This is a genomic window from Streptomyces sp. WAC00040 (genome assembly GCF_056835925.1).
Window position 1 is genome coordinate 488,920 of record NZ_JAKQZE010000001.1, and the last position, 18,972, is coordinate 507,891.

Sequence of the window (18,972 nt, forward strand, 5' to 3'; positions counted from 1 at the left end):
ACTTGCCCCGATCATTCACCACGCCAGGCAAAAGGCGCACAACGGCCACGCACATTGACACTCCGACGGTGGTGGTGGTGGGCTCGAAACCGACCGGAAGGGCAGGGGTCGGACGAGGGGAGACAGCCGTGCGGCTCGGGGCCAGGAGACGTACCGCGGTAGCCGTCGCGGTCGCCGTCATCGGTGGCCTGCTCGGCGGTGCGGGAACCGCGCACGGCACGACCGCGCAGCCGCGGGAGCCCGGCTCCCCCGCCGGCACCGCGCAGGACCCCAAGGACACCGCCGGGACCCCGTCCGTGTGGCCGCGGCCCCAGTCCCTGCGCACCCGGGGAGAGCCCGTACGCCTGGGCGACGAGGTGACCGTCGTCGCGGACCCGTCGGCCGACCCGTACGCGGTCGAGCTCCTCGAGGAGTTGCTCCGCGATTCCGGTGTACGCACCCTGCACAAGGGGCTGCCCGGCCGTGGGCCCGTGATCCGCCTCGGGGGCGGCGACGCCGTGTCGGCGCTGCGTGCCCTGCGCGCGCCGGAGCGTACCGATCTGCCCTCGGGCGGCTACCGGCTCGCCGTGGGCCGCGTCGCGGACCGCGACACGGTCGCCCTCGACGGCGTCGGCGAGGACGGCCTCTTCCACGGCGTGCAGACCCTGCGCCAACTGGTCAGGGCGGGAACGGTCGCCGGAGTCGTCGTACGCGACTGGCCGGGAACCGCCGTACGCGGCACGACGGAAGGCTTCTACGGACGCCCCTGGGACCGTGGGCAGCGCTTGGCGCAGCTCGACTTCATGGGGCGCACCAAGCAGAACCGCTATCTCTACGCCCCCGGCGACGACCCCTTCCGGCAGACCCGCTGGCGCGACCCGTATCCGGCCGCCCAGCGTGCGGAGCTGCGCGAACTGGCGGAGCGGGCACGGCGCAACCACGTCACCCTGGCCTGGGCCGTCGCGCCCGCCCAGTCGATGTGCCTGGCCGACCCGGCCGACGTGAAGGCCCTGACCCGCAAGGTCGACGCGATGTGGGCGCTGGGGTTCCGGGCGTTCCAACTGCAGTTCCAGGACGTCAGCTACAGCGAGTGGCACTGCTCCAAGGACGCGGAGACCTTCGGTTCCGGGCCCGGCGCCGCGGCGGAGGCGCACGCCCTCGTCGCGGGCGAGGTGGCACGCCACCTGACGGAGCGTCACCCGGGGGCGGAGCTGTCCGTGATGCCGACCGAGTTCTACCAGGAGGGCACGACCGACTACCGGCGGGCGCTCGCGGAGCAGTTGGACGGCACGGTCCGGGTGGCGTGGACCGGGGTCGGCGTGGTGCCGCGCACCATCACCGGCCGCGAACTGGCGGGCGCCCGGGACGCCTTCGGCCACCCCCTGGTCACCATGGACAACTACCCGGTCAACGACTACGCGCAGGACCGGCTGTTCCTCGGCCCCTACACCGGCCGTGAGCCGGCCGTGGCCACCGGGTCCGCCGCGCTGCTCGCCAACGCGATGGAACAGGCCACCGCCTCCCGCGTCCCGCTGTTCACCGCCGCCGACTACGCCTGGAACCCGAAGGGTTACCGGCCCGAGCAGTCCTGGCAGGCCGCGCTCGACGACCTGGCCGGCGGCGACACCGGTGCACGTGAGGCGCTGCGCGCCCTTGCGGGGAACGACGCGTCCTCGATCCTGGATCCCGACGACGAGTCGGCCTACCTGCGGCCACTGCTCGACGGGTTCTGGCGTTCCCGCACCACGGCGGACACGCGGGCCAGGGACCGTGCCGCTGCTGACCTGCGCGCGGCCTTCACCGTGATGCGCCGGGCGCCGGAACACCTCGCGGGCACCGCCGACGGCCGGCTCGTGGCCGAGGTCGGCCCCTGGCTCGACCAGTTGGCCCGGTACGGGAAGGCCGGCGAACTGGCGGTCGACATGCTCCAGGCGCAGGGCCGCGGCGACGGCGCGGCGGCATGGCGCGCCTCGCTGGCCCTCGAGCCGCTGCGCACGGACGTGGCCGCGAGCCGGGCCACGGTCGGCAAGGGTGTCCTCACACCCTTCCTGGACCGGGCCGTGAAGGAGTCACGGGCCTGGACCGGCGCCGACCAGGCAGCGGCCGGCCGGCCGGGGCAGGACGTCGTGCGGCTGGCAAGGCCCCGGCCCCTCATGGCCGTGACCGCGATGACGGCGCCCTCGAGCGGCTCACCGCGCTCGGGCGAGTCCGCCGGCCGGCTCGAGGTGCACGTCCCGGGTGAGGGCTGGCGTCAGCTGGGCCCGCTGTCCGCGGGCGGCTGGACCCAGGCCGACACGGCAGGGCTGCGGGTGGACGCCGTGCGCGTCACGACCGGCGGCGGCGACAGCCCGGCCGTACGCTCCCTGGTGCCCTGGTTCGCGGACGAACCGGCGGCGGGCCTCGATCTCGTACGCGAGACGACCAGCGCCGAGATCGGCGGCAGGCCGCAGCGCGCGGACGTCCGGCTGACCGCGCAGCGCCCTGGCGAGGTCCGCGGCACCCTCACCGCGAAGGCGCCGGCGGGCATCAAGGTGACCGTTCCGAAGCAGACCACCGTGCCGCGCGGCGTGCGTACGACGGTGCCGGTCGAGGTGACCGTCCCCGACGACACCCCCGCCGGCGAGTACCGGGTGCCGCTGTCCTTCGCAGGACAGGAGCGCACGCTCACCGTGCGTGCCTTCCCACCCACCGGCGGCGGCGACCTGGCGCGCGAGGCGGGCGCGAAGGCGTCCGCGTCCGGCGAGGAGACCGCCGACTTCCCGGCCGCCGCCGCGCTCGACTCGGACGCGGCAACCCGCTGGTCGTCCCCGGTCGGACCCAGTGCGTGGTGGCAGGTGGAGCTGGCCCGACCGGCCCGGGTGGGCCAGGTGACGCTGCACTGGCAGGAGGCGTATGCGACCAGGTACCGCCTACAGGTCTCCGCGGACGGCAGGGTCTGGCGCACCGCGGCGACGGTCACGGACGGCAGGGGCGGCCGGGAGTCGGTCCGGATGGACGCGCAGGGGACGCGGTTCGTGCGCGTTCAGGGCGACGAGCGGGCGACGGAGTTCGGCTACTCGCTGTTCTCGGTCGAGGTGTACGCGGTGGCGGAGGGCGCGCGCTAGGACGCCGGCGGGGCCGACGGAGCCGGCCCGCCCGGCGGGTGCCCACCGGACGGCAGCCCGGTGGGAGGAAACGCGTTACGCCGAGATGCCGTCGATGCGGGTGATCGCGTCGTCGGCGCCGTACGGCTGGAGGTAGGGCAGCCAGCGCGGATCGCGGTGGCCGGTTCCGATGATGCGCCAGGCGAGGCCGCTCGGCGGCGCGGGCTGGTGGTGCAGGCGCCAGCCCAGTTCCCGCAGATGGCGGTCGGCCTTGACGTGGTTGCAGCGTCGGCAGGCGGCGACCACGTTGTCCCAGGCGTGCTGCCCCCCGCGACTGCGCGGAACGACGTGGTCGACGCTGGTTGCGACGCCACCGCAGTACATACAGCGCCCGCCGTCGCGGGCGAAGAGGGCTTTGCGGGTAAGAGGAACGGGCCCCCGATAGGGGACCCGCACGAACCGTTTGAGACGCACGACGCTGGGCGCGGCGACGACGCGGCTCTCACTATGCATGAAGGCGCCGGACTCCTCGAGGCAGAGAGCCTTGTTCTCCAGGACGAGGACGAGCGCGCGGCGGAGCGGTACGACGCCGAGGGGCTCGTACGACGCGTTGAGGACCAGGACGTGCGGCACGTGGATGCCTCCTTGTACGCCGGCGGCGCGTGGCTCGCGCCGGGACGATCTGCCATCAGTTTGTCCTCATGGCCGCTTCCTGCGCCACCACGTATGCGTAACGGGCTCGAGGTGTTTTCTGCCACAAGGGCGACACCGGCTCCCCGGCGCCGCCCGGGAGCCCCGTGCGGACCCCGTTCCGGCGCTCCGGTGAGCCTCGTCTCTTGGCCCTGAAAGGAGCCGGATCATGCCGGATGCCCCGTTAGGGTTATTGGGCTCCCACCGCAAGCTGGAGGTTCCTCCTGTGACCGCCTTCTGGTCGTCCGCACTGATGGACGCTGATCCCTCCCCCGGTCCTGTCACGATCGACGAGGCCACCAGGCGCGCCGAGAGCGCTGCCGGCTGGGTCGAGGAGAACTGGTCCACCTGGCTGAACACCGGATTGCGCATCACGCTGATCCTCATCGTCGCTCTGGTGCTGCGGATGCTGGTGCGCCGGGCGCTGACGAAGCTGATCGCGCGGATGAACCGCTCGGCGCAGGCCGTGGAGGGTACGGCGCTGGGCGGGCTCCTGGTGAACGCGGAGCGGCGCAGGCAGCGCTCCGAGGCCATAGGTTCGGTCCTGCGTTCGATCGCGTCGTTCTTGATCCTCGGCACCGCCGGTCTGATGATCCTCGGCGCGTTCCAGATCGATCTTGCTCCGCTGCTCGCCTCCGCGGGTGTGGCCGGTGTCGCGATCGGTTTCGGCGCGCGCAATCTCGTCACGGACTTCCTCTCGGGCGTCTTCATGATCATGGAGGACCAGTACGGGGTCGGGGACTCGATCGACGCGGGCGTCGCGTCGGGCGAGGTGATCGAGGTGGGGCTGCGGGTCACCAAGCTGCGCGGCGACAACGGCGAGATCTGGTACGTGCGCAACGGCGAGATCAAGCGGATCGGCAACCTGAGCCAGGGCTGGGCGACGGCGGCCGTCGACGTCACGGTCCGCTCCACCGAGGACCTGGACCACGTCAAGTCCGTCATCGCCGAGGTCGCGGACGATCTGGCGAAGGCCGAGCCGTGGAACGAGCAGCTGTGGGGCCCGCTCGAGACGCTCGGTCTCACCGAGGTGCTGCTCGACTCGATGACGTTCCGGGTCTCGGCCAAGACGATGCCGGGCAAGGCGCTGGGCGTCGAGCGCGAGGTGCGCTGGCGGATCAAGCGCGCGTTCGACGAGGCGGGCATCCGCATCGTCGGTGGTCTGCCGCAGCAGGCGGAGGACGCCGCGCCGGACCCGACGGCGGGCATGGCGGCCCCGTCGGCGTTCTCCTCCTCGGTCTCGCCCCAGTCGATGGCGGCGTCGCCGATACCGCCGTCGGCGAACCTCTCGAAGTAGGAGCCGCGTCCGAGGGCTGTCGGATCACGGCGGCCCGCTCGGCACGAACCGCGGGTGATCCTGGGCAGCCCCGGGTGATTCCGGGTCGATCGGCCCGGCCATCACTCGGGCAAGAAGCCCCCGCACGACGCCCCCGTCGGTAACGCTTTGGTTGCCCAGGGGGCGTTTGCCATTGACGCCGCCCGACGGGCGGCCTACTTTCGTCCCAAGGAATAGGAAACTTTCCTAACAGTCCAGGTCGAAAGGCCGGGCCGAGAGGTAGGTGCAAGCGTCGTGGCCGGAACCACGCCCGGTACCCCGCGCGTCCTGCGCGCCATGAACGACCGGGCCGCGCTCGATCTGCTGCTCGAGCACGGCCCACTCTCCCGCACCCGGATCGGCAAGCTCACCGGGCTGTCCAAGCCCACCGCCTCCCAGCTGCTCGCCAGGCTGGAGGCCGCGGGGCTCGTCGTCGTCACCGGCACCACCGAGGGACGGCCGGGCCCGAGCGCCCAGCTGTACGCGATCAACGGCGGCGTGGCCCACGCCGCCGGACTCGACGTCACCCCCGAGAGGATCCGCGCCGCCGTCGCCGACCTCACCGGCGCGACAGTCGGCGAGTTCGAGCTCCCCAGCCCGGGACGGCGCGCCGACAGGGTCGTACGGCAGGTGACCGACGCGCTCGAAGGGGCCGTCAAGGCGGCCGGGCTGACCCGCACGGACGTCCACCGTCTCGTCATCGGCACCCCGGGCGCCTTCGACCCGTCCACCGGCCGGCTGCGGTATGCGTCCCACCTGCCCGGCTGGCACTCCCCCACCCTGCTGGACGAGCTCGCGGCCGCGTTGCCGATGCCCGTCGAGTACGAGAACGACGTCAACCTCGCCGCCGTGGCCGAGCAGCGCCTCGGCGCCGCCCACGGCCACGACAACTTCGTCCTGCTGTGGAACGAGGAAGGACTCGGCGCGGCCGTCGTCATCGGCGGTCGGCTGCACCGCGGCTTCACCGGCGGCGCCGGCGAGGTCGGCTTCCTGCCCGTGCCCGGCACGCCGCTGGTACGCCAGGTGACCAAGGCGAACAGCGGCGGCTTCCAGGAACTCGCCGGTGCACAGGCGCTGCCCCGACTGGCCAGGGAGCTCGGCCTGGACAACATCGGCAGCGGCCCGCACGCAGAGGTCGCGACCGCGCTCGTGGCGAGGGCCGCGGAGAACGACAGCGGACCGTACGGGGAGCTGCTCGACGCGTTCGCGACCGGTCTGGCCACCGGTCTGGCCTCCATGGTGGCCGTGCTCGACCCGGAGCTGGTCGTCCTCTCCGGCGAGGTCATCGCCGCCGGCGGCGAGCCGCTGCGGAGGCGGGTGCAGGCGGAACTGACCGAGCTGGCCGCGTCCCGTCCCCGTCTCGTGCTCGGGGCCGTACGCCGGCATCCGGTGCTGCGAGGTGCGCTGGAGAGCGCGCTGGCCACCACCCGCGACGAGGTTTTCGACACCTCGCGCTGATCCCTGTCCCGGGCCCCGCGCCCTCTTGCCGTCGCGGGGCCCGGCCCTCCCACCGTTCGCTCTGCCCTTTCCTTCCCCCGTCCTTGTCACAGGGAGGCACCGTCATGCCCAAGAACCGCCGGACCACGGGCGCCGCGCTCGCCGCGACCGCCGCGATATCGCTTCTCGCCACGGCCTGTACGGGATCCGCCGGGAGCGGCGCCACGGACGACCCGGACGCGAAGACGACCCTCACCTTCTGGCACGGCTGGTCCGCGCCCGGCGAGGTCGCGGCGATCGAGGCCAACATCGACTCGTTCGAGAAGAAGCACCCCAACATCAAGGTCAAGGTCGTCAAGGGCATCACGGACGACAAGCTCAACCAGGCCCTGCGGGCGGGCGGTTCGAACGCGCCCGACGTGGTCTCCTCGTTCACCACCGACAACGTCGGCCGGTTCTGCTCCACCGACGCGCTCGCCGACCTGAAGCCGTTCCTCGAGAAGTCGAAGATCGACCCGGCGCGGACCTTCCTGCCCCAGATGGCCAAGTACACCCAGCACGAGGGCAATCGGTGCGCCGTGCCGCTGCTGGGTGACGCGTACGGCCTCTACTACAACAAGAAGGCCTTCGCGGAGGCCGGGATCACCGCGCCGCCCAAGACGCTCTCCGAGTTCGACAAGGTCGCAAGGAAGCTCACCAAGAGCAAGGGCGCCGGATACGAGCAGCTCGGCTTCATGCCGAACTTCCAGGGCTACGAGACGACGTTCGAGCACTACGCCTCGCAGTTCGGCGTCCGGTACTTCGACGCGGAAGGCAGGTCCGACCTGGCCGACGACCCGGCCGCCAAGGCGCTGTTCACCTGGCAGAAGAACCTGGCCGACAAGCTCGGCGGCTACCAGAAGCTGGAGAAGTTCCGCACCGGCCTCGGCGACGAGTGGGGACCCAAGCACCCCTTCCACACAGGGCAGGTCGCCATGCAGCTCGACGGCGAGTGGCGCGGCAAGATGGCCCAGGACGCCGAGCTGGACTTCGAGATCGGCGCGGCTCCCTTCCCCGTCCCGGACGACCAGGTCGCCGACTACGGCAAGGGCTACCTGTCCGGCACGATCCTCGGCATCGCGAGTGTGAGCAAGAAGCAGAACGCGGCCTGGGAGCTGGTGAAGTACCTCTCCACCGACACCGACGCGGTCGTCTCCTTCGCCAACGCCATCCACAACGTGCCCTCCACCGTCGCGGCGCTGAAGTCCCCGAAACTGAACAACGACCCGCTGTACCGCACGTTCGTCGACATCGCGCAGCACCCGAAGAGCTCCCACGCCCCGTCGTCCGTCAACGGCGGCGCGTTCCTGCTGACCGCCCAGGACCTCGGCGTGCGTTACGAGGCCGGCCGGGAGAAGGATCTCGACGCCGGCCTGAAGAAGACCGACGCCCAGATCGACAAGGACAACGAGCAGGCGCGCTGATGGCAGCCACCCTCCTCCGTCCGCCGGCGAGCCGCGCTCTGCGGGCCAAGCACCGCCGGTCGGCGCTGCGCACGCTGGGCTTCCTGTCCCCCTGGCTGATCGGGTTCGCGGTCTTCTTCGCCTACCCGCTGGTCTCGACCGTCTACTTCTCCTTCATGGAGTACGACGGGTTCGCCCCGCCGGTGTGGGTGGGCCTCAAGAACTGGGCGTACGTCTTCAACGACTACGCCTTCTTCTGGCCGGCACTGCGCAACACCCTGTGGCTGGTCGCCGTGATGGTGTCGCTGCGGGTGCTGTTCGGGATCGGCATCGGGCTGCTGATCACGAAGATCAAAACGGGTGCGGGGGTCTTCAGGACGCTCTTCTACCTGCCGTACCTGGCTCCGCCGGTCGCCGCGACCATGTCGTTCGTCTTCCTGCTCAACCCCGGTACGGGGCCCGTCAACACCATCCTCGAATCCGTGGGGCTGCCGGCGCCCGGCTGGTTCACCGACCCCGCCTGGTCGAAGCCCTCGCTGACGGTCCTGGCCCTGTGGGGCATCGGCGATCTGATGGTGATCTTCATGGCGGCGCTGCTCGACGTCCCCAAGGAGCAGTACGAGGCGGCGGAGCTGGACGGCGCCCGAGCCTGGCAGCGGTTCCGCTACGTCACCTTCCCCAACATCTCGCCCATCGTGCTGTTCGCCGTGGTCACCGGAGTGATCGCGACCATGCAGTACTACACCGAGCCGCTGGTGGCGGCGAAGGTGGCGAGCGGGGTGATCGGCGGCTCCGGGCAGCAGTTCGAGCCCGGCTATCCGGACCGGACCACGCTGACCGTGCCGCAGACGATCTACAACCTCGGCTTCCAGCGCTTCGACACCGGTGCGGCCTGCGTGGTCGCCCTGGTGCTGTTCGCCCTGGCCATGGCCTTCACGGCGATCCTGATGCGGCGGCGCTCCGGCTTCATGTCGGCGGAGGACTGAACGATGAGCACCATGACCCCGACCCCTGCCCGGACCGTGTACGAGCCGGTCGCCCCCGGCCGCGGAGGCACCGCCGCCCGGCGGTCCGCACGGCGTCGCGCGACGCTGGAATGGATCGCCGTCCACTCGCTGGCGATCGCCGCCGCGTTGTTCTTCCTGCTCCCGTTCGTGTTCGTGTTCCTGACCGCCGTGATGAGCGACGACCAGGCGCTCACCCGCGACCTTTGGCCGCAGACCTGGGAGTGGGGCAACTTCGTCACCGTCTGGAACACCCCCGGATTTCTGACCTGGTGGCGCAACACCCTGCTGTACGCGGGCATCGGCACGGTGCTCGCCGTCGCGTCGAGCATCCCGGTGGCCTACGCGCTCGCCAAGTTCCGCTTCCGCGGCCGCAATGTGGCGATGATGCTGGTGATCGCGATGATGATGCTGCCGCCTCAGGTCGTCGTCGTACCGATGTACCTCTTCTGGGCGAAACAGCTGGACCTCGCGGGCACCCTGTGGCCGCTGATCATCCCGTTCGCCTTCGGCAACGCGTTCACCATCTTCCTGCTGCGGCAGTTCCTGCTGACCATCCCGAAGGAGTACACGGAGGCCGCCAGGATCGACGGCTGCGGCGAGTTCCGCACGATGGTGCGGATCGTGCTGCCGATGGCGAAGCCGGCCATCGCGGCGGTGGCCCTCTTCCACTTCTTCTACTGCTGGAACGACTACTTCGGACCGCAGATCTACGCGTCGGAGAACCCGGCCGCCTGGACCCTGAGCTACGGCCTTGAGTCCTTCAAGGGCGCCCACCAGACCGACTGGAACCTCACCATGGCCGCCACGGTCATGATCATGGCGCCGGTGATCGTCGTCTTCTTCTTCGCACAAAAGGCCTTCATCGAAGGCGTCACACTGACCGGAGTGAAGGGCTAGGCCCTGTCCGGACCGAGAAGGGCCCGTTCATGAAGCTCGCTGTAGTGGGGGGCGGTTCCACCTACACCCCCGAACTCATCGACGGTTTCGCGCGGATGCGCGACACCCTGCCGATCGAGGAACTCGTACTGATCGACCCCGCCGCCGACCGCCTCGAACTGGTCGGCGGTCTCGCGCGGCGGATCTTCGCCAGGCAGGACCACCCCGGAAAGATCGTCACCACCTCCGACCTCGATGCGGGCGTCGACGGCGCCGACGCCGTGCTGCTCCAGCTTCGGGTGGGGGGGCAGGCCGCCCGCGAGCAGGACGAGACCTGGCCGCTGGAATGCGGCTGCGTGGGCCAGGAGACCACCGGCGCGGGCGGCCTCGCCAAGGCGCTCCGGACCGTCCCCGTCGTCCTCGACATCGCCGAGCGGGTGCGCCGCACGAACCCCGGCGCGTGGATCATCGACTTCACCAACCCGGTCGGCATCGTCACCAGGGCGCTGCTGCAGGCCGGACACAAGGCCGTCGGGCTGTGCAACGTGGCCATCGGCTTCCAGCGGAAGTTCGCCGGGCTGCTGGGCGTCGCGCCCGCCGACGTCCACCTGGACCACGTCGGGCTCAACCACCTCACCTGGGAGACCGCCGTCCGGCTCGGCGGCCCTGCGGGCGAGAACGTGCTGCCGCGGCTGCTCGCCGAACACGGTGACGCGGTGGCGGCCGATCTGCGCATGCCGCGCGAACTGATCGACCGCCTCGGCGTCGTGCCCTCGTACTACCTGCGCTACTACTACGGCCACGACGAGGTCGTGCGGGAGCTGCGGACGAAGCCGTCGCGGGCCGCGGAGGTCGCGCAGATGGAGAAGCGGCTCCTCGAGATGTACGGCGACCCGCAGCTCGACGAGAAGCCGGAGATGCTCGCCAAGCGCGGCGGCGCCTTCTACTCGGAGGCTGCCGTCGACCTCGCCGCCTCGCTGCTCAGCGGCGCCGGCTCCCCCTACCAGGTGGTGAACACGTACAACAACGGCACGCTCCCCTTCCTGCCGGACGACGCCGTGATCGAGGTGCAGGCGGCGGTCGGCACCCAGGGGGCGACACCGCTGGCGGTCGCGGAACTCGACCCGCTGTACGCGGGGCTGACCGCCGGCGTGACGGCATACGAGGACCTGGCGCTGGAGGCCGCGCTGCGCGGCGGGCGCGACCGGGTCTTCAAGGCGCTGCTGTCGCACCCGCTGGTCGGCCAGTACGAGTACGCGCAGCAGCTCACCGAGCGGCTGATCGCGCACAACCGGGAGCACCTCGCGTGGGCGTGAGAGATCTCTCCGGGCGGAGACCCGATGCCGGACCCGCCGGGACCGTGCTCGCCATCGACGCCGGGAACAGCAAGACCGACGTGGCCTTCGTCGGCGCCGACGGCACGGTGCTCGCCTCCGGCCGCGGTCCCGGCTTCCAGCCGCCCAAGGTCGGCGTCAGGGCCGCGATCGACGCCCTCGCCGCCACGGTCGAGGAGGCCAGGGCCACGGGCGGCGTCGCCGGAGAGGTCGAGCATGTGTCGGCCTGCCTGGCCAATGCCGACCTCCCCGTCGAGGAAAGGGAGTTGACCGCGGCACTGGACGGGCGCGGCTGGGGGCGCAGTACCCGGGTCCGCAACGACACCTTCGCGATCCTGCGGGCGGGGGTGGACGAGCCGCGGGGTGTGGCCGTCGTGTGCGGGGCGGGCATCAACTGCGTGGGCATGCTGCCCGACGGCAGCACCGCTCGCTTCCCCGCGCTCGGGAAGATCTCCGGCGACTGGGGCGGCGGCGCGGGTCTCGCGGAGGAGGCGCTGTGGTACGCCGCACGCGCGGAGGACGGCCGCGGTGAGCCCACGGCGCTCGCCGCGACCCTGCCGGCGCACTTCGGACTGGACTCGGTGTACGCCCTGATCGAGGCGCTGCATCTGGGCGAGGTCGCCGCCGTGCGCAAGCACGAACTGGCGCCGGTGCTCTTCGCGACGAGCGCCGCCGGTGACCCGGTGGCCAGGTCGCTGGTGCACCGGCAGGCGGAGGAGGTGGTGGCGATGGCGGCGGTGGCACTGGACCGCCTCGGGCTGCTCGACGAGGAGGTTCCGGTGCTCCTCGGCGGCAGTGTGCTCGCCGCCCGCCACCCCGAACTCGACGGGCGCATCCGCGAACTGCTTGCGGCAAGGGCGCCGAAGGCCGCCGTCGAGGTGGTGACGGCAGCGCCGGTACTGGGGGCGGCGCTGCTGGGGCTGGACCACATCGGGGCCTCCTCCGGTGCGCGGGCGGCGCTGCGCGCGCACTACGCGTAGCGCGTCGCCCGGCACACGACGACGCCGCTCACACCCTCGCGGGTGCGGGCGGCGCTCGGGGCGCGGGCGCGGGCGCGGGCGCTGGCGCGGGCGGTGAATCGTGGGCCGGGGCGCGAGGGCGGTGCCTCATGTGCCCTTCTGTCGACGGCGGGAGGGAACCGATCAAGGCCGGGGAGCGTATTCATGGTGGGGACTTCATCGGGGAGGTCACGCTGACGGGGGGTCCGGCGTCCACGCCGGTATCAAGATCGGGTCAATTGTGGTGTGAGGCGGTCCCCTGCGGCCATACTGCTGGCCGGGAGTAGTCCCAGGGACCCGCCGGGGAGCGGGCCGACGTCAGCGACCAAGGGGGAGGTCACGTGACACACTCGCCGAATGTGCGCACAGCGCCTCAGTCGGCTCCGGCCCATGCACCCGTACTCCCGCCCGCGCACGCGCCCGCCGGGCCGGCGGGACGCAGTGCCTGGGCGGAGGGCCGCCGGCGGCTGCGCGCCGCGGCGACGACGGAGCCGGGGCGGCTTCAGATCATCGGAGCCGCACTGGCAGCGCTGGTCGTGGCGTTCGGCGCGGTGACGGTGTTCGAGATCTCCTCGCGCGCCACCGCCGCGGACGACGTGGTGTCCCGCAGTCAGCCGCTCACCGCCGACGCCGCCTCGATCTACCGCTCGCTCGCCGACGCGGACACGGCGGCCTCCAGCGGCTTCCTGGCCGGCGCCGAGGAGCCGCCTGAGGTCGCCGAGCGGTACGACAAGGACATCGCGCTCGCCTCCCGCCTGCTCGTCAAGGCCGCGACGAACGCCGGCAGTTCCAGCGAGTCCGGGCAGCAGATAGCCGAGCTGAACGAAGGGCTGCCGCGCTACACGGCCCTGATAGAGACCGCCCGGGCCAACAACCGGCTCGGCCGGCCGCTGGGCGGCGCGTACCTCCGCTTCGCCAACGAGCAGATGTCGCGGGACCTGCTGCCCGCCGCCCAGAAGCTGTACGACGCGGAGACGGCGCGGCTCCAGCAGGACGACGGCGACGCCCGGTTCTGGCCCGTGCTGTCCACGGCGGCCGGTGTGGTGGCGATCGGAACCCTGCTGTGGGCGCAGCGGCGCAACTACCGCCGTACCAACCGCGTGTTCAACCACGGCCTGCTCGTCGCCACGGCGGCGTCCACGGTGCTGCTGCTGTGGCTCGCGGTGGGGCACACCGTGACGCGCACCCAGCTGGCCGACGCCGACCGGCACGGCCAGCAGTCCCTCAAGGTGCTGGGCGACGCGCGGATCAACTCCCTGATGGCCCGCGCCAACGAGAACCTGACAGTGGTGGCACGGGGCGCCGTGCTCACCGACGACGGCAAGAGCGACAAGTACGAGACGGACTACACCGCCGGCATGAACCGGCTCGGCGAACAGCTCCACCTGGCCCAGCGGCTGGCCGACGACAGCGAGGGCCGCGGCCCGGTCGACGCCGCGGTCACGGCCGTGTCCGAGTGGCAGGAGCGCCACAAGGACGTCACCAGAACCGACCGGGCCGGCGACTACGACGGCGTGGTCCGCAAGGTCATCGGCGCCAAGGGCTCCACCGGCGAGTCCTTCGACAAGGTGGACGCGGCGCTGGAGAAGGCGCTGGCGCACGAGCAGCGCGAGTTCACCGCAGCGGCGAAGGACGCACGCGGCGCGCTGTCGGGCCTGCCCCTCGGGGCGGCCGTGCTCGGTGTCCTCGGCGCGGCCGGCGCCGTGCTCGGCATCAACCGCAGGCTTTCGGAGTACCGGTGAGAGGGGGAGCGATGACGGACTCGGAAGCACGCCCGGGACGCCGGCGCACTCTGCGCGGCTGGGGCGGCGTCGCGGGGATGGCGGCCGCCTGCGCGCTGACCGCCGCCGTCACCCTGCTGCCGCTGTCCCACGGCGGTGAGGCCCTGACGCCCGGCACGGGACAGGGCGTGGCGTCCACCCTGCCCGTGAAGGACGACACCTGTGAGGACCCCGAGGCCTCGCTCACCCCGTCGGGTGCCGGCGGCCCCACGATCGACGCGATCAAGGAGCGGGGCAAGCTGATCGTCGGCGTCGACCAGAACAGCTACCGCTGGGGCTACCGCAACCCGGTCGGCGGCGGACTCGCAGGCTTCGACATCGATCTCGCCCGTGCCATCGCCGACGACATCGTCGGCAGCCCGGACGCCGTCATCTTCCGCGCCATACCCACCAACCAGCGCATCGCGGCCCTGGAGAACGGCACCGTGGACATCGTGGTGCGCACGATGACCATCAGTTGCAGCCGTATCAAGCAGGTCGCGTTCTCCACCGCCTACTTCCAGGCCGGCCAGCAGGTGCTGGCGTCCAAGGGCTCGTCGATCACCGGCTACGACAAGTCGCTGACGGGCAAGCGGGTCTGCTCCGCGGAGGGCTCGACCGCGTACGAGGCGATGGAGCGCAACAGCTTCGGCGCGACGTTCAAGGACAAGCACGACGGGCAGCCCGAGGACGAGGACCTCTACACGGTGCCCAACCAGCTGGACTGCCTGGTCAGGCTCCAGCAGGGCCTGGTCGACGCGATCGTCACGGACAACGCCCTGGCGGCCGGCCAGGCGGCCCAGGACCCGGCCGTCGAGCTCAAGGGCGACGCCCCGTTCACCACCGAGTACTACGGAGTGGCCACCAAGCTCGGCAACGACGACTTGGTGCGCCGGGTGAACAAGGTCCTGGTCGAGTACCGCAAGGGCGCCTGGAAGAAGGCGTACGACAAGTGGCTGGCGGCCGACCTGCCGGGCATCGCAGGGCCGCCGCAGCCCAAGTACCGGGCCGGGTAGGCCCACTGGAGGGCGCGGGCGCGGCCGGCGCGACAGCACTGCAGGAACGAACGCACCACATCAGCGGGAAAGAACGGAGAGGTGATCGATGGGCGTCGCGGAACCCTTCCCCGGCCCTGCGGGGCGACCGCACGGGCCGGTGATGGACCGGGACGAGGTGGACCGTGCTCTGGCACGGCTCGGCGCCGAGCACGAGGCGGTGGAGACCTCGCTGCTGGCGTTGCAGGACCACGCGGGCCGCAGGCTGCTCGAAGGCGCGGAGCTGACGGGTGTGACCAAGGACCGCTGGGCGACCGCCGAGCAGCAGATCACCTTGCTCTGGGGCTACTTCGACGCCTACACCGCCGCGTTGAACGGCATCCGTGAACTCCGTGCCCGCAGGCGCTGGTCCAGTCGCGAGGACCTCGCGGAACTGACCGAGCGGCTGCGCGGCCGCAGCGTCACCGTGGCGAGCCAGGCCGCCCACACGGCCCCCGGGATCACCGGACCGGCCAGGCTGTCCGAGGAGTTCACCCTCGAGGAGCTCGTGGCCAGGATGAACGACCTCTACGCGGCGTCGCTGGACGTGGTGGTGACCGCCGACGCGGTCTGGTCGGCGCTGCCCGCCCGTATCGACCTGCTCTCCGCGGAGCTGCGGCGCACCCGTTCGCTCGCTCACTCCGTCGGCGTGCGTCCCGGGGAGCACCCCTCCGGCGACGAACTGGAGGCCATCACCGAGGAGCTGTCCATACTGCGCGCCCAGGTGGTGTCCGACCCGCTCGCCTTCTGGCGGCCCGGGCCGGGCAGCGCGGCACCCGGTGGCGGCAGGCCCGACACCGACCGCTACGACCGGGCGGCCCGCGCCCTCGAGGACGTGCGCCGGGAGATCGAGGCGGTGCTCCAGGTCCGGCAGGACTCGGAGGAGCGGCTGATGCGGCTGCGCGACGTGCTCTCCCGCGCCGACCGGACGCTGACCGAGGCACGGGCGGCGCGCGGCGAGGTGCTGGCGAAGATCGCCGCGTCCGAGGTGCCCGCGGTCAGCGGCCCGCCCACCGCGCTCCAGGAGCGCCTGGCCACGGCCGCAGAGCACCGCAGGCACGCGCGCTGGCACCGTCTCTCGCCGCTGCTCGAGTCGCTGGAGCGCGAGGCCGAGGAGGAACTGATGCGTGCCCGCGAGTCGTTGACCGCCGTCACGGCGCCGCTCGCGGTGCGGGCCGAGCTGCGCGGCCGCCTCGACGCGTACAAGGCGAAGGTCGCACGGCAGGGCTCGGCCGAGGACCCGATGCTCATCGAGCGGTACGACGCGGCGCGCCGCATGCTGTGGAGCGCGCCGTGCGATCTGCGCGCCGCGGAGCAGGCGGTTCTGCGTTATCAGCACGCGGCGGCGGAGGCCCTGGCGCAGCGACAGGACGGACCGGAGTCGGGGCCCACCGACCGCAGGGGGGATTCATGAGCGGGAACGACAACTGCCAGCGCCCCGGTTGCGCGGGCTCGTACGAGGACATGGGCGGCGGCGAGCTGTACTGCGACACCTGCGGGCTGGCCCCGGTCGTGTCGCCCACCGGCATGGTGTCCTCGCCGGCCACCGGAATCGCCGCCGGCGGCGGCCGGGACTCCTCTTCGGCGCGCAGCAGTTCCCGTTCCTCCCGTGCGTCCTCGCGCTCGTCGTCGTCGCGCCGGTCGGTCTCGGGACGGCTGTCGCTCTCCCTGAGCGAGCAGTCCTCGGCCCGGTCGGTCTCCGTGCGCAGCTCCGGAGCGTCGGCGGCCTCGTCCGCGCGAAACCGGCTGGGGGCGGGGCTGGTGTCCGTGCCGGACGTCCCGCGGGCCGACCCGAGCGGCGCTGTCATGGCGAACCCGGAGGTGCCGGAGCGCAAGCGGTTCTGCTCGCGCTCCGACTGCGGAGCACCCGTCGGACGAGCCCGTGGCGACCGGCCGGGACGTACCGAGGGCTTCTGCACCAAGTGCGGCCACCCGTACTCGTTCGTGCCGAAGCTGACCGGCGGCGACATCGTGCACGGCCAGTACGAGGTCGTCGGCTGCCTCGCGCACGGCGGCCTCGGCTGGGTGTACCTGGCCGTGGACCGGGCCGTGTCGGACCGGTGGGTGGTGCTCAAGGGCCTGCTCGACACCGGCGACCAGGACGCCATGGCGGCCGCGATCTCGGAGCGGCGCTTCCTTGCCGAGATCGAGCACTCCAACATCGTCCGGATCTACAACTTCGTCGAGCACCTCGACCAGCGCACCGGCTCCCTCGACGGCTACATCGTCATGGAGTACGTGGGCGGCAAGTCCCTCAAGGAGATCGCCAACGAGCGACGCGGCCCTGATGGCCGGCGCGACCCGCTGCCGGTGGAGCAGGCGTGCGCCTACGGCATCGAGGCGCTGGAGGCACTCGGGCACCTGCACAGCAGAAACCTCCTGTACTGCGACTTCAAGGTCGACAACGCGATCCAGCAGCAGGACCAGCTCAAGCTGATCGACATGGGCGCGGTCCGCCGGATGGATGACGACGAGTCCGCCATCTACGGCACCGTCGGCTACCAGGCGCCGGAGGTCGCGGAGGTCGGCCCTTCGGTGGCCTCCGACCTGTACACGGTCGCGCGGACGCTGGCCGTGCTGACCTTCGACTTCCAGGGCTACACGAACGTGTTCGTGGACTGCCTGCCCGACCCGGACAACATCGAGGTCTTCCGGACGTACGAGTCCTTCTACCGCCTGCTGGTGCGGGCCACGGACCCGGACCCGGGGCGGCGGTTCGCCTCGGCGCAGGAGATGGCCGAGCAGCTGACGGGGGTGCTCAGGGAAGTCGTCGCGATGCAGACGGGCCGCCCCCGCCCGGCCGTTTCGACGCTGTTCGGCCCGGAACTGCGCGTGACGGACACGCAGTTGTTCGCGGAGCAGAGCGAGGACGTGTCCCGGCTGGGCGCACGCGACGCCAAGCGCGGCAGAAGAGCGGCGGCGGCCGGGACGCCCGCGCAACTGCCCTTCGCCGCCGGACCCGCCGGGCATGCCCCCGCCCCGTACGCCGCGGTTCCGGCACCTCGTGCGCCCGGCGGGCCGCTGCCGGGCGCGGCGCCCGCGGGTCTGGCGCCGCCCGGCGCGGACCTCGCCCCGCAGCTCGCCGTGCTCGACACAAGGGCGGCCTCGCTGGCGCTCCCGGTGCCCCGCGTGGACCCGAACGACCCGAACGCAGGTTTCCTGGCCGGGCTGATGGCCTCCGCTCCCACCGAACTGATCGCCGCACTGCACGCGGCGGCGGCCGCTTCGCCGGAGACGCGGCTGCGTGAACTGCGGGCCCGTCTCGAGATGGGCGACCTGACGGCCGCGACGACGGCGCTCGCCACCATGGAGGAACAGCAGCCCGACGACTGGCGGGTGGTCTGGTACCGGGGTGTCACCTCCCTGGTGACCGGCGACCACCAGGCCGCCGCCTTGTCCTTCGACGCGGTCTACGACGCGTTCCCCGGCGAGCCGGCGCCCAAGCTGGCCCTCGGGCTGTGCGCGGAGGTGCTCGGCCAGCTGGACAACGCGTCGGAGTACTACCGTCTCGTGTGGACGACCGACCCGAGCCATGTGAGCGCGGCGTTCGGGCTGGCCAGGGTCCAACTCGCGGCGGGCGACCGCGCCGGAGCCGTACGGACGCTGGAGTCGGTGCCGGAGGCATCGATCCACTACACGGCCGCACGCGTGGCCGCCGTACGGGCGAGACTCCGTCGGCGCGCCGTGCACGAACCGCTGCTGGACGACCTGTCGGCGGCTGCCTCGCAGGTCGCCGCCCTCGCGGGCTTCGGTCTGGACGCCGTACGGCGCGAGCGGTTGTCCACAGAGGTACTCGGCACGGCGCTGGACTGGGTACTCTCCGGAAGTCCCGGAAGCGGGCCGTCCGTTCCGCACGCACCGAGCACACTGCTCGGCAGCACGCTGGACGAACGCGGTCTGCGCTTCGGGCTGGAACGCTCCTACCGGGTGCTCGCCCGGCTCGCCCAGCGCGGCGAGGAGCGGATAGAGCTGGTGGAGCGGGCGAACCGCTACCGCCCCCGGACGTGGGTGTGATTG

At 71.9% G+C, this 18,972-nt stretch carries 13 protein-coding genes; 12 read left to right on the plus strand and 1 reads right to left on the minus strand.

The window, feature by feature from the left end:
- The first annotated feature begins 128 nt into the window (after window positions 1–128).
- Window positions 129–3,083: a glycoside hydrolase family 84 protein gene (locus tag MDN94_RS02245; protein ID WP_482724308.1), complete on the plus strand. Its 2,955-nt coding sequence runs from the start codon at window positions 129–131 to the stop codon at window positions 3,081–3,083.
- A gap of 75 nt (window positions 3,084–3,158) precedes the next feature.
- Here the strand turns inward: MDN94_RS02245 and MDN94_RS02250 are convergent, their stop codons facing one another.
- Window positions 3,159–3,695: an HNH endonuclease gene (locus MDN94_RS02250; RefSeq protein WP_482724309.1), complete on the minus strand. Its 537-nt coding sequence runs from the start codon at window positions 3,693–3,695 to the stop codon at window positions 3,159–3,161.
- 310 nt (window positions 3,696–4,005) lie between these two features.
- On the opposite strand from MDN94_RS02250, the gene MDN94_RS02255 reads away from it, so the two are divergent.
- The 11 genes from MDN94_RS02255 to MDN94_RS02305 all read left to right on the plus strand — a co-directional run bounded on the left by MDN94_RS02255 (window position 4,006) and on the right by MDN94_RS02305 (window position 18,969).
- Window positions 4,006–5,049 carry a mechanosensitive ion channel family protein gene (locus tag MDN94_RS02255; RefSeq protein ID WP_482726976.1) on the plus strand — a complete coding sequence of 348 codons (1,044 nt, stop codon included), beginning with the start codon at window positions 4,006–4,008 and terminating at the stop codon, window positions 5,047–5,049.
- Window positions 5,050–5,322: 273 nt separating this feature from the next.
- The gene (locus MDN94_RS02260) at window positions 5,323–6,525 is read left to right on the plus strand and encodes an ROK family transcriptional regulator (RefSeq protein WP_482724310.1); all 1,203 of its coding nucleotides are present in this window, start codon (window positions 5,323–5,325) and stop codon (window positions 6,523–6,525) included.
- A gap of 104 nt (window positions 6,526–6,629) precedes the next feature.
- A complete protein-coding gene (locus tag MDN94_RS02265) occupies window positions 6,630–7,967 on the plus strand; it encodes an ABC transporter substrate-binding protein (protein WP_482724311.1) in 1,338 nt (445 codons plus the stop codon).
- Entirely contained in the window at window positions 7,967–8,932 is a 966-nt protein-coding gene (locus MDN94_RS02270; RefSeq protein ID WP_482724312.1) for a carbohydrate ABC transporter permease, read from the plus strand. Before MDN94_RS02265 ends, MDN94_RS02270 begins: the two co-directional genes overlap by 1 nt.
- Before the next feature lie 12 nt (window positions 8,933–8,944).
- Complete coding sequence (locus tag MDN94_RS02275) at window positions 8,945–9,850, plus strand: carbohydrate ABC transporter permease (protein WP_482726977.1); 906 nt, start codon at window positions 8,945–8,947, stop codon at window positions 9,848–9,850.
- A gap of 29 nt (window positions 9,851–9,879) precedes the next feature.
- Entirely contained in the window at window positions 9,880–11,145 is a 1,266-nt protein-coding gene (locus MDN94_RS02280; RefSeq protein WP_482724313.1) for a 6-phospho-beta-glucosidase, read from the plus strand.
- On the plus strand, window positions 11,136–12,143 hold the full coding sequence (locus tag MDN94_RS02285) for an N-acetylglucosamine kinase (protein WP_482724314.1): 1,008 nt from the start codon (window positions 11,136–11,138) through the stop codon (window positions 12,141–12,143). Before MDN94_RS02280 ends, MDN94_RS02285 begins: the two co-directional genes overlap by 10 nt.
- A 359-nt stretch (window positions 12,144–12,502) precedes the next feature.
- Complete coding sequence (locus MDN94_RS02290) at window positions 12,503–13,903, plus strand: hypothetical protein (RefSeq protein ID WP_482724315.1); 1,401 nt, start codon at window positions 12,503–12,505, stop codon at window positions 13,901–13,903.
- A gap of 11 nt (window positions 13,904–13,914) precedes the next feature.
- The gene (locus tag MDN94_RS02295) at window positions 13,915–14,937 is read left to right on the plus strand and encodes a glutamate ABC transporter substrate-binding protein (protein WP_482724316.1); all 1,023 of its coding nucleotides are present in this window, start codon (window positions 13,915–13,917) and stop codon (window positions 14,935–14,937) included.
- 88 nt (window positions 14,938–15,025) lie between these two features.
- Window positions 15,026–16,369 carry a coiled-coil domain-containing protein gene (locus MDN94_RS02300; RefSeq protein ID WP_453461229.1) on the plus strand — a complete coding sequence of 448 codons (1,344 nt, stop codon included), beginning with the start codon at window positions 15,026–15,028 and terminating at the stop codon, window positions 16,367–16,369.
- Window positions 16,366–18,969: a serine/threonine-protein kinase gene (locus MDN94_RS02305; RefSeq protein WP_482724317.1), complete on the plus strand. Its 2,604-nt coding sequence runs from the start codon at window positions 16,366–16,368 to the stop codon at window positions 18,967–18,969. The genes MDN94_RS02300 and MDN94_RS02305 overlap by 4 nt, the downstream gene beginning before the upstream one ends.
- Window positions 18,970–18,972 lie beyond the last annotated feature (3 nt).